We start from the raw sequence: 12,131 nt of genomic DNA, 5'->3' as shown, positions 1-12,131 counted from the left end.
CAAATAATTCAGCCTAGTCTCATCCTGCTTGAGAATAGGAAGAGCTCCAATTTTACAGCATGCAAGTCTGCTGTTTTCGGGTAGAATGGTGGCTGACAAGCATAAAACCAAAGAATATACGGAGCATACGTGGAAGAACCTACCACCGAAGAAACGGCTGCACCAGCGGCCGAGAGCTACGAGCAATCTGACGTTTTCCTCTGGGCCAACAATCTCGTGCCCATAAAGGAAGAGCTGGTGATTGAGCTGTTTCTATTCAACAAGAACTATGTCGTGTACAGGGCGGCGGTCAGCAAAGACCTGCGTAAATCGCTAGAACCACTGCTGGTAGACAACCTGCTAGAGTTTGTGCTGGAGGGGGCTGAGTCTGGCCTGACAGTTCGGGAGTTCGAAGAGGGAGAGGCCGAAGGCAACGTTCTGCAACGAACCAAGCTCCGCAATGTTGAAAACGCTCGCATGGCGCTGAACTGGCTGAAAACCCAAGAACACGAAATAGAAACATTCGTAGAGGAAGAACACGACTTTAAGCGTATCAAGGGTTTAGTGGCCCGCTGTACTCACGCGTCTTTACCCAAGCCGTTTTATATCATCAAAGCCTTGTCTTCGAATATGGTCATGAAAGGGAGCACCGCCTGGCTGATGCGTGGCGGCAGGTTTGTGCCGTTTGATGCCGATGGATCATTGCAGATTCCCAAGGACAACCAACTGCTGGTGGTAGACCAAGATATGTACGTATTTAATCAGGCCAAGCTAGAGTCTTTGTTTGGCTACAATGCCAAGAAGTACGGCATTGCCCTGGACAAGATCAAGCTGATCGGTGAGCACTTCAAACTGAGTTTTGCCGAATCTTCGTTCGAGGAAATGATAAAAGGCAAAAAAGCTCTGGTAAACAAGCTGCAAAAGATTGACCCCCTGGCCATGAAACAGGAAGATTTACTGAACCATGCAGAAGAGATAGAAATTCCACTCATGACCGACGATACAGGGGCAATAATACTTATGGACGGTAAAGATTTGAATACATTTGTTAACCTCCTGAACGATGACTACATGGAATCACCCGTTACGGGGCTACGCTACGAGATCAAGACTAAGCGACCGCTAAAGCCACCCGATGACGAAGACTTACTAAAGCAAGTCATGTAGTATCATTAGGATATGGGAAAAGAGACTCAGCCAAAGCAAGTATTTGCTTTTATAGATAGCCAAAACCTAAATATCAGTGTGCAAAAACTGGGTTGGAAGATGGACTGGCGTAAGTTTCGTGTGTACTTGACAGAGAAGTACGGCGTGACGAAGGCGCTGATGTTCATCGGGTATGTTCCGGAGTTCGAGGATATGTACGTGCAGCTGCACGAGTCAGGCTATGCCATTGTGCTGAAGCCTACATTTGATATGACTCGTCCGCGCCCAGAGATGTCCGACAAAACAGATTCTAAGGGCAGGCCCGACAAAGAAGAGGATAAGAAAACAAAAGGCAACATAGATGCCGACCTAGTACTGTGGGCTATGAAAGAGCTGCCACATTACAACAAGGCTATTATTGTTTCTGGCGACGGTGACTTTTATAGTCTGGTTGAATACCTCGAGCAGGAAGGTAAATTGCTGAAGCTGCTCGCACCAAGTGGGCACTATTCTAACCTGTACAACACCTTCGACGCCTACGTAGACCGGCTGGATCAGTCCCGCAAAGAACTGGCATACCACGACCGCAAAAAGCATCGGCCCGCTCCTCGACCAAAGTCATGACAGTAGCTTTCCCTAAACAGAAAGCACACTATATGGTCGCAAAAGAGCGGCTCGTAATTACAACAAACCGCACATGCTAAACCCTGTATACTACGGAGGCTTATGGATCAAGTTTTGGCGCTCGAGATTATGTTGGCTGGCAACAGTGTACTGTTGACCGGTCCTGCTGGTTCGGGCAAAACATATGTGCTGAATCGCTTTATAAAAGAGGCCAAAAACGACGGCAAGCACGTAGCCGTTACGGCAACGACGGGGCTGGCCGCAACACACCTGAACGGATCGACTGTCCACTCCTGGAGCGGAATAGGTGTGTTGGATGACCTACCACCTCGCTTTATGGACCACATGCCAAAAGGTCGCCGAGAGACTATCCAAAAAACAGACGTTTTAATTATCGATGAAGTGTCTATGCTGCACGACTATCGGCTGGACATGATTGACGCCATTGCGCGCAAGGTGCGTAACAAAGACGAGCCATTTGGCGGTATCCAGGTTATTCTGTGTGGTGATTTTTTTCAGTTGCCACCCGTTAACAGGCGTGACGGAAAGCAGGGCAGCTTTGTCACGCAGTCACAGGCGTGGACCGACCTAAACCCGGTTGTGTGCTATTTGACCGAGCAGCATCGTCAGGACGACGATACATTTCTGGAAATTTTACATGCCATGCGGGCCAATGATCTGCGTCGCAGACATGCCGAACAGCTGCTGGGGCGGGTTGATGCGCAGCTGGCCGAGGACATAGAGGTTACCGAGCTCCACACCGTAAATGTCGACGTCGACACTATAAACGAAGGACGTCTGGGGTCTCTGGAGGGCGAGGAACATGTTTTCGAAATGCACACCACGGGTAGTGCAAACTATGTTGATACACTGAAACGATCTTGCTTGGCCGTAGAGCAGCTGGTTCTAAAGGAAGGCGCGTTGGTTATGTGTATTCGCAACAGCCCCGAAAAACGTTACGTGAACGGGTCGCTCGGTATGGTGGTTGGGTTCGAGGAAATTGGTGGTTTTCCAGTTGTACAGCTGCATAGCGGCAAAGAAGTGACCATGACAACAGAGACCTGGGAGCTACGTGACGGTGACAAAAAGCGTGCTTCTTTGACACAAATTCCGCTGCGTCTAGCCTGGGCTATTACCGTTCATAAAAGCCAGGGCATGACACTAGACGCTGCCCGGGTTGACCTGCGCAAGGCCTTTGTAGAGGGCATGGGGTATGTTGCCTTGTCTCGTGTACGTCGTCTAGACGACCTTAGTCTTATGGGGATTAATCGCATGGCGCTGCAAGTCAGCCCACTGGCGAGAGATATTGAAGCTACTTTGCGGAATCGGGCTACCGAAGCGGCTCAGCAGTTTGAGCACTTGCGTGAAAATGCTGCCAAGCGGGCCAAGAACCCAAAACCCAAGAAAGCTCCAAAGGGTGAGTGGGGAGAACGCCTAGCAAAAATGCGCGAAGAGTATCCAAATGCCTATACACCCTGGGTACAAGAAGACGATGATAAGCTGCAGAAACTCTACGATGATGGCAAGGGTGTCAAAGAGCTGACGGAGTTGTTCGGCCGACACCCAGGGTCTATTCGCGCTCGACTAAAAAAACACTACGGCGACGATATAAAGTTCCGCAAATAGTTCTACGGTGTGTCTGTAAAGTATCTTGCGTTTTTGACAGGGCGCATGGGTGTACACTCATGGGGCAAAGTAAATAAAGGCTTTCGTGAAAAAGACACTCCGTTTGAACGCCGGCAATGCTATACCGACTCTTGGTTTTGGTACATGGCAGCTGGCCGATGGCTCCGAGACACTGCGTGCGGTAAGGGTGGCATTGGATACTGGCTATCGGTTGATAGATACTGCCAAAATTTATGGTAACGAAGCCAGCGTGGGACGGGCTATACACGAAAGTCCGGTGGCCCGCGAAGATATCTTTGTCACGACGAAATTATGGAATAGCGACCAAGGGTATGAATCGGCGCTCAAGGCATTTGCGGGGTCGCTAGAAAAACTAGGTCTTGAGTATATAGACTTATACTTGGTTCACTGGCCGGGCGACGACCTGCAGAGACGGGGCGAGAGTTGGCAGGCATTGACGGACATACACGGCACCGGAAAGGCGCGGGCTATCGGGGTCTCTAACTACGACGTTTCGCAGCTGAAAGAAGTGTTAAAAACCAGTATCCCGCCTGCTGTTAATCAGATAGAGCTCCATCCTTTCAATTATGCCCAGCAAAAACCTATACTAGATTTCTGCAAAGAGCAGGGCATTGTCCTAGAGGCTTATAGCCCACTGGCTCAAGCTCGTCGCCTAGAAGATCCGGTACTAAAAGAAGTCGCAGCCCGTGTTGGCAAAACTCCTGCTCAGGTTATGCTGCGCTGGAGTCTGCAGCATGGTGCTGTGCCTACCCCCAGATCGTCTCGGCCCAAACGTATCCAGGAAAATTTTCAGATTTTTGACTTTGAGCTGACGACCAGTGACATGAAACTGCTCGATGGCCTAAGTGACGGAAGTAGTGTCATGAATCGCAGGAATATGGTCGGCTGGTATGTGAAAGATCGCCTGCAAAAAGGCCTGAAGCGCTTGTCTTGAGCCTAGCGTCAGCGCATAATGCTTATGAATGAGCCCTGGGGGGTTCGCTAAAGCAGGAGGGAATAATGGATGTTCAGATAAACTATCTGGCGGTTCTATTGGCAGCCATATCCAGCATGATTATCGGGGCGGGGTGGTACGCTGGCCCAGTGTTTGGTGACGCTTGGATGAAGATGGTCAAACTAGACAAAGACAAGGCACAGCAGGGTGCGACTGTTGCATTGGTCGGCGCTTTTTTGTTGGCGCTGGTAACAGCGACTACCCTGTATTATGTGGCGATTTTGCTGCAGCATTTCTATTTGGACACTTTCTTTTCCTCGGCTCTGCGGGCAGCTTTTTTGCTGTGGGTTGGTATTATGGTGCCGACGGTTATCATGCACGGGTTATTCGAGCGCCGCCGTAAAAAACTGATGGCACTGACCGTTGCCCATGAATTTGTGGCCATCATGATTATGGGGTTAGTTATAGGAATTATAGGATTCTGATATGACAGAAAAGACTCTAGACTTCTCGGGTACAAAAGCACTGTTCTTTAATTGCACACTCAAAAAATCACCAGAAAAAAGCCACACCGAATTGCTTATAGACGCTAGCCGCAAGATCATGGAAAAACATGGCGTTAAGACCGAACTGATTCGGCCCATAGACCACAACATTGCTACCGGTGTGTATCCTGACATGCGCGAGCATGGCTGGAAAGCAGACGAGTGGACTGATATATCCCCCAAGGTCATGGCTGCAGACATTGTCGTGGTGGCTGGACCGATCTGGCTTGGTGACAACAGTTCGGTTACCAAGAGAATCATCGAGCGGCTGTACGCCCACTCGGGCGAGCTGAACGAGAAGGGTCAGTACAGGTTTTATGGCAAGGTAGGCGGCGCCATTATCACGGGTAATGAAGACGGCATAAAGCACTGTGCCATGAATATCCTCTATAGTTTGCAGCACATTGGCTTTACTGTTCCGCCCAATGCCGATGCTGGCTGGATAGGCGAAGCCGGGCCGGGACCTAGCTATGGCGACAAGCTAGAGGATGGAACTAGGGCTGGGTTAGACAACGATTTCACTAACCGCAACACCACTTTTATGACCTGGAATCTTTTGCATATGAGCAAGCTACTCAAAGACGCCGGCGGAGTACCAGGCTATGGCAACCAAAGGAAAAAGTGGGACGCTGGTACTCGCTTCGATTTCGAGAATCCGGAATACAGATGAGGAAACCGGGATAGGTTTCCTCATCGCGCGGCGAAAATGTGCTCCATTTTCTCCGGCTGCTCCTTCCTGAAAGCAGATAAAATTTAGCCGAAGTAAATTCGGACTAAATTTTGCACATAAAAATAAAAGCAAAACCGCCAGTGGTATAATCACGCTTAAGATGAAGAATGATAATAATGAGAATGACAAAATTTTTCCGAAATCTTTTTTTTGGGGAGCGAGTACTGCAGCGCACCAGGTAGAAGGTGGGCTAGAAAATCAGTGGTCGGTGTGGGAGCGCGAGAACGCCAAAGAGTTGGCTCAGTCGGCGCACCAGCGCCTGACGGAGGTGCCATCGTGGAACGAGGTAAAGAACAGGGCCGAAGATCCGGCTAACTACATCTCGGGCAAGGGCGTTGGTCACTACAAACAGTACAAAGAAGATTTTGATCTGCTGGGAAAACTCAACATGAATGCCTATCGGTTCGGTATTGAATGGTCTCGGATCGAGCCAGAAGAAGGTAAGTGGAACGAAGAAGCGATCGAACACTACCGCAGATACATTCGCGAATTGCGCAGCCGGCACATCGAGCCATTCGCTAACCTGTGGCACTGGACATACCCGGTGTGGTTCGACAAAAAAGGTGGTTTTCAGAAGCGCAGCAATGTCGCGTACTTTGAGCGTTTTGTCCAAAAGATTAGCGACGAACTTGCCGAAGACCTGACTTATATCATCACGATTAATGAGCCCAATGTGTATGTAACCTTTGGCTTTATCATTGGTGAGTGGCCCCCGCAGCAGAAAAATATTTTCTTGGCCCTAAAGGTGTACCGGAACTTGGTGCGGGCTCATAAGCGCGCTTATCGCATTCTGAAAAAGGAAAAGCCCATGTTGCAGGTTGGCGTGGCGCAGCAGCTTGCCAATATTCAGGCCAAGCATCCGCATAGTCTGTTTGACCAGTTTTCGACGCAGCGCATGCGGTACTTTTGGAACTGGTGGTTTCTGAAAAGGATACGGAGTCATCAAGACTTTGTAGGGGTGAATTTTTACTTCTCGGATTACTACACGGGCCTGTTTAAGAAGGATAATCCACGGGTGCCACTGAGTGACCAAGGGTGGTATATGGAGCCGGAGGGTTTGTACCCACTGTTGCTGCGTACCTGGAAGCATTTTAAGAAGCCTATTTATGTGACAGAGAACGGCCTGGCAGATGAGGCAGACGAATACCGCCGCTGGTGGATAGAGGAGACGATTGTTGCTATGCAACGGGCTCTCAGTGAGGGAGTGGACCTGAGGGGTTATTTTCACTGGAGCCTCTTGGACAATTTTGAATGGAAGTTTGGCTGGTGGCCCAAGTTTGGGCTGGTGGCTGTTGACCGCGAGCGGGGTATGAAGCGCACCATTCGTCCCAGCGCCAAATGGTTTGCAAACCGTATCAAGGATATCAGGCAGTCGTAAGACACATTATTGACTAAAAACAATGCTTATGCTATAGTACTAGCTATGGATCATCCAAAACAAACACTCCCAGCAGATGTAACCGCACCACAACAAAGCCTAGAACAACGTCCATCGCCTGGCACATACCGAAAGCGAAGGGTTGCGGTTGGCGCTGGAGCTGCCGCTGCTGCAGCACTTGGAATAGTCGGTGGAGCGGCAGTTGTCCGAGCAGTAGCTCATAGTGAGTCCAGCGTACCGTTTGAGGGCCAAAGAACTGCCGAATACACCATCCAACCTGGGGACAACCCGACAAACATAGCTGAGAGGATAGTAGTAAACACGGGCCAGGACCCAAGCGAAGTAGATCTTAGGCCTGTAGCGCGCCAGCTGTCCGAGCAGATCCCTAAAGGGCAAGAAACCTTTCAGCCCGGTAACACGGCAGATGTTCCCGAGGCTGCAGATATATATGCAGACCAGGATGACGTGCAGCTTGACCATAAGTAGGGCAGTAGCGTCATAGCATATATGCAAAGCGCTACATGTTGTGGATATCTTTAATACAGAAGTAAAACTGTGGATAACTGCCGCTTAAGCGGCAGTTTTTATTGCGAAACTGCTTGCATGTGGGTAAACGTGGGTTGTACACTCATGTCAGTGGGTAATCGTGGGTAGCCCAAAACTGACTACCTAGAACGCGACAAAAATAAAAACCACTAGCAATTTAAACGGGACGTTGGAAACGAGTGGCAGTAGATTATTTCGAGAGGAAGCTTGATGATAAGCGTAGGTTGACAATACCTGCAGAGCTTAGAGTCGAGTTTGCCAGCGGGGTAGTACTGACACGCGGATTCCAGAAATATCTGCACCTATACCCAAAGTCTGTTTGGGATGAGCTGATGGAGCCAGAGCTCCAGGGCAATATCCTAGACGAACGTACCGCCGACCTGAACGTACAATTCAGATCCGGTAAAACCGAGGCAGATTTGGACCAAAAGCAGGGCCGCTTTGTGATAGAGCAGCACTTGTTGGACCACGCAGGTATGACTCGCGACGTCATTGCAGTAAGAGCAGGGAAGTATTGGCGCCTCCAAGCGTCCTAACCAACCTGAAATCTTGCCCCTTAACAATTAGATCAGAAGACCAAATAACAAGCGACCGACACTAGACTTCAAATTCTAGTTGAGGGGCAAATTGTTGCATTCGGATGCAGCGGTGGGACCGAGGCGAGAAACGGACCGAGGCGTACTTTAGTACGGTGAGGGAGTATCGCAGAATCGGGCACAGCGATGCGCCGAAAGGGCGGGCAAGCGGCTGGCTTTGCCAGGCGATGGCACGACCGGTGCAATGATTTGAGGTTAGCTATTTGGCAGTCAACATATGGGCTGAAGGTAACCATATAAAAAACCTTAGCACCTTACATCAAAACACCTCCCAAAACTCCACCTCACACATAAGTCTCTCAAACCGTTAGTAAACGCGGAAAGGACGCCGCAGGTTACAAAAACCCGCAAAAAATGTCCCTTCATTACGCATTTACCAACACCATAAAAACAAAAACTTTCCAAAAAACAAAAAGTTGACTGCTAAATAGGTGACCTTGCTTGTAGGGAACAGGTACCCTGTGAGGCCAAAAGCCAAGCAGAAAGTAATGACCTTACAAGAAGTTACGCTATAATCTTTATGGCGTGACTGAAAACAAAAACACCAAAACAAACAACCAAAATCAAACTAATTCACATTTTCCAGTGCTGCTTGAAGCAGCCGTACACTATCTCCAACCAAAAAAAGGGGAATCGTACCTGGACCTAACGGCAGGATACGGCGGACATGCTAGGGCAATACTGGAACGTACCTTACAACCAAGCAAATCTACTCTTGTAGATCGCGATCAAAATGCAATTGAACATCTGCAAAAAGAGTTCAAAGGTGGTGGCGTCCAGATAGTGCAAAAAGACTTTCTGGGTGCAAGCCAAGAACTGCAAGCAGCAGGTAGACAATTCGATTTGATTTTGGCCGATTTGGGTGTTTCGTCACCACATCTTGACAATGCCAGTCGAGGATTCAGTTTGAAGCTGAATGGACCACTTGATATGCGCATGGACCAGACACAAAGCTTAACAGCCGAAGTCATAGTGAATAGCTATGACCAGGAGGAGTTAAGTAATCTAATCCATGAGTATGGCGAAGAGCCACGGGCGAATAAAATAGCTCGCTTGATAGTAAGCCATAGGCCAATAACAACAACCCAACAACTTGCAGCTGTCATAGCCCCAGCTTGGCCGGGGCACAGCAAAGTCCATCCAGCTACCAGGACGTTCCAAGCGCTCCGAATAGCGGTGAACAGCGAACTTGACCAAATCAAGCAAGCCATACCAATCTGGATAGACCTGCTTGCCCCGGGAGGGCGAATAGTGGTTATCAGCTTCCATAGCTTGGAAGACCGCATCGTTAAACAAGCATTTAACGAGCTGGCTGGTAACCGCTACGACGCCGTCCTAACGTTGCTGAGTAAGCAACCAATTATGGCTGAGTCAAATGAACTTGTTTTCAATCCGCGGTCGCGCAGTGCAAAATTGCGTGCCGCAGCGAAACAAAAATAGCGTCTGCCAGGACAAAATTTTCTGGCAGAAGCAAAAAAAGAAAGGAAGAGGATTATGCCAATTACGGTAAAAAACCTCTCCCGAGCGTACAAAGTAAAAGTCCGGGTTGTTTAACCTTTAGAAGTGACTGACCCTTGTACAAAGGTGTGCCTCGGCTTCCCCCAGGGGAGGTCGGGGAACAAAGAAATACAAAAATAACAAAAAACAAAAACATTCATGACATATTCATCCTCACTGGCGATGGGCCGGCAGCGCTATGCTACCCGAAACCAAAATACGACAAGCTTCCGTGAGCGTGGCCGAAGTGTAGGCCCGGTTAGCAACACTATTATTCTGATTGTTTTGGCATGCTTGGTTGGACTGCTGTATCTCACGCAGGTTACCAAGACTAATGCCTATAGCTACCGGATCAACGATCTGAAAGAGCAGCAGGCGGGCCTAAAGGCAGAGCACGACCAGCTGACCATTGACTCGGCACGGCTGCAGGCACAAGAACGTGTCAAAAATAGCGAAGCGGCCAAAAATTTGGTTGGTGTTGCTCCAGCTGCTACACTGCAAAACTAATCTATGCAGTCGCCGCATCATGGGGTGGCAGGAGGGCCAAAAGGACAAGCATGCGGCCAACACTGAGTCCCGTACAATTAGAACCAACTTCAGAATTTCCTTCGGTTCCGAAGGCCGGATGCAGGAGAAAGATTGACGATTTATTGCGACAAAAGGTAGCCATAGCTACATTGCGAAGCAAAAATCGGCAAGGTTTCCCTGCATCAAGGCTGCAGGACGGAGGTGAATTTTGAAGTTGGTTCTGGAAGTAGATCCTGTTAGGCGTATCCGTATATGGTATGCCTTGTTGCTGATATTGTGCGCGGTGTTTATTATTCGGCTCTTCTATCTGCAGGTTATTCGCCACGATTATTACCAGACGGCTGCACTGACTGGACAGCTCAAACAATATGAAATCCCGGCAGAGCGGGGAGTGATAGAGGCTCACAATGGGTCAGCTACGGTGCCTATTGTATTGAACGAGACCCGCTACACTCTGTATGCCGATCCGGTCTATGTACACGACCAACGCAAGGCGGCCGATGAGATTGCTCGCGCCATAGGGGGCAACGCCAACGACTATGAAGAGAAACTCCGAACGCCAGAGACTCGGTACGTGGTACTTGCCAAGAAACTTGATAAGTCCCAGAGCGAGAAAATAGACAAGCTAAAGCTGAAAGGGATTGGCACGCGAGGGATTCCGTACCGGACCTATCCACAAGGGGCCTTGGCTGCCCAGCTGCTGGGATTTGTAAACGATGAAGGTGAGGGCAAATATGGCCTAGAACAGTTCTTGGGCACGCGCCTAAAGGGCAGGCCGGGACAGCTCAAGGCGATTACTGATGCCGAGGGTGTGCCGCTGGCGGCTAACCGCGAAAACGTTATGACTGAACCCATGTCGGGCGAAAGAGTGGTCTTGACCATAGACATTGGCATGCAACAGCAGCTAGAAGACATGCTAAAAGCGGGGCTTGACCGGGCCAAGTCTGATTCTGGTGGCGCCGTGATCTTAGAGGCGAAGACTGGCGCCGTAAAGGCCATGGCCAACTATCCCACCTATAACCCTGGCGAATTTTCTAAAGTAGAAGATGGCAATACCTTTAACAACGCCGTGGTAAGCGATCCGCTAGAAGTGGGATCTATCATGAAGCCTCTGACCGCCGCAGCCGCACTGGATATGGGTGTAGTAGGCAAGGACACAACCTATTACGACCCCAGCAAATATAAGGTGGGCGATGCTACGGTAAGCAATATCGAAGAAGATGGTGGGCCAGGGACCCATAGCGTTCGGGATATTTTGCAACTGTCGCTCAACACGGGTGCCACCTGGTTGCTCATGCAGATGGGCGGCGGCGAAATAAACCAACAGGCCAGGCAGCGCTGGTACGACTACATGACAGGGCACTACCATCTTGGCAAGCCAACGGGGATAGAACAGGGGTACGAATCTGGTGGGTCCATACCTGACCCAGTCGAAGGCTATGGCTTGAATATCCAGTACGCCAACACCGCCTTTGGGCAGGGTATGACGGCCACGCCGCTTCAGATGGCCGCCGCTCTGGCAGCTGTGGTCAACGGAGGCACCTATTACCAGCCACGCCTGATTGACAAGACTATTACCGATAAGGGCGAGCAGCAGGTAGCACCAAAAGTTATAGGTACTAATGCAGTTAAGCCAGAGGTGAGCCGCACTATCAAGGAAATGATGGAATATACGGTTGCCAAAAATCGGGTAACCTATGGATTCAAACAAGACTATCCTGCCTACAGTATTGGTGGCAAGACCGGAACAGCTGAAGTGGCAAAGCCCGAGGGTGGCTATTATGACGACGTATTTAACGGTACGTTTATGGGATTTGTTGGTGGAGATGATGCGCAATATGTAATACTGGTACGTGTAAATAAGCCAAAGATTGGCGGGTATGCAGGGTCAAAGGCGGCGGCCCCGCTCTTTGTTGATCTAACGGGCATGCTGATTAATAACTTTGGTGTAACACCAAAAAAGTAAGTGTATAATACAAGG

General features: G+C 49.6%; 12 protein-coding genes. All 12 read left to right on the top strand.

The annotated features are described in order from the left end of the window. The first annotated feature begins 129 nt into the window (after window positions 1–129). A complete protein-coding gene (locus tag VK694_06985) occupies window positions 130–1,146 on the top strand; it encodes a Kiwa anti-phage protein KwaB-like domain-containing protein (GenBank protein HTE58462.1) in 1,017 nt (338 codons plus the stop codon). A gap of 12 nt (window positions 1,147–1,158) precedes the next feature. Beyond that, entirely contained in the window at window positions 1,159–1,749 is a 591-nt protein-coding gene (locus VK694_06980) for an NYN domain-containing protein (GenBank protein ID HTE58461.1), read from the top strand. Window positions 1,750–1,851: 102 nt separating this feature from the next. Further along, window positions 1,852–3,375: a PIF1 family DEAD/DEAH box helicase gene (locus VK694_06975; GenBank protein ID HTE58460.1), complete on the top strand. Its 1,524-nt coding sequence runs from the start codon at window positions 1,852–1,854 to the stop codon at window positions 3,373–3,375. Between the two features lie 85 nt (window positions 3,376–3,460). Beyond that, on the top strand, window positions 3,461–4,330 hold the full coding sequence (locus VK694_06970; protein HTE58459.1) for an aldo/keto reductase: 870 nt from the start codon (window positions 3,461–3,463) through the stop codon (window positions 4,328–4,330). 65 nt (window positions 4,331–4,395) lie between these two features. Next, window positions 4,396–4,815: a DUF1761 domain-containing protein gene (locus VK694_06965; GenBank protein HTE58458.1), complete on the top strand. Its 420-nt coding sequence runs from the start codon at window positions 4,396–4,398 to the stop codon at window positions 4,813–4,815. Window position 4,816: 1 nt separating this feature from the next. Further along, window positions 4,817–5,545 (top strand): flavodoxin family protein, encoded by a 729-nt coding sequence (locus tag VK694_06960; GenBank protein HTE58457.1) that lies wholly within the window; start codon window positions 4,817–4,819, stop codon window positions 5,543–5,545. Between the two features lie 160 nt (window positions 5,546–5,705). Beyond that, window positions 5,706–6,983 carry a glycoside hydrolase family 1 protein gene (locus VK694_06955; protein HTE58456.1) on the top strand — a complete coding sequence of 426 codons (1,278 nt, stop codon included), beginning with the start codon at window positions 5,706–5,708 and terminating at the stop codon, window positions 6,981–6,983. A 45-nt stretch (window positions 6,984–7,028) separates the two neighbouring features. Continuing rightward, the gene (locus VK694_06950) at window positions 7,029–7,469 is read left to right on the top strand and encodes a hypothetical protein (GenBank protein HTE58455.1); all 441 of its coding nucleotides are present in this window, start codon (window positions 7,029–7,031) and stop codon (window positions 7,467–7,469) included. A gap of 239 nt (window positions 7,470–7,708) precedes the next feature. Then, the gene (locus tag VK694_06945; protein ID HTE58454.1) at window positions 7,709–8,065 is read left to right on the top strand and encodes a hypothetical protein; all 357 of its coding nucleotides are present in this window, start codon (window positions 7,709–7,711) and stop codon (window positions 8,063–8,065) included. A 585-nt stretch (window positions 8,066–8,650) separates the two neighbouring features. Then, on the top strand, window positions 8,651–9,565 hold the full coding sequence (rsmH, locus tag VK694_06940; GenBank protein HTE58453.1) for a 16S rRNA (cytosine(1402)-N(4))-methyltransferase RsmH: 915 nt from the start codon (window positions 8,651–8,653) through the stop codon (window positions 9,563–9,565). Window positions 9,566–9,781: 216 nt separating this feature from the next. Continuing rightward, a complete protein-coding gene (locus tag VK694_06935) occupies window positions 9,782–10,129 on the top strand; it encodes a hypothetical protein (GenBank protein HTE58452.1) in 348 nt (115 codons plus the stop codon). A 229-nt stretch (window positions 10,130–10,358) separates the two neighbouring features. After that, window positions 10,359–12,116 carry a penicillin-binding protein 2 gene (locus tag VK694_06930; GenBank protein ID HTE58451.1) on the top strand — a complete coding sequence of 586 codons (1,758 nt, stop codon included), beginning with the start codon at window positions 10,359–10,361 and terminating at the stop codon, window positions 12,114–12,116. Window positions 12,117–12,131: the final 15 nt, after the last annotated feature.

Source organism: Verrucomicrobiia bacterium (assembly GCA_035489575.1).
Classification (GTDB): domain Bacteria; phylum Patescibacteriota; class Saccharimonadia; order Saccharimonadales; family JAGQNK01; genus DATHJY01.
The sequence above is the reverse complement of the archived record's forward strand: the minus strand, read 5'-3'. Positions and strand labels throughout refer to the sequence as shown.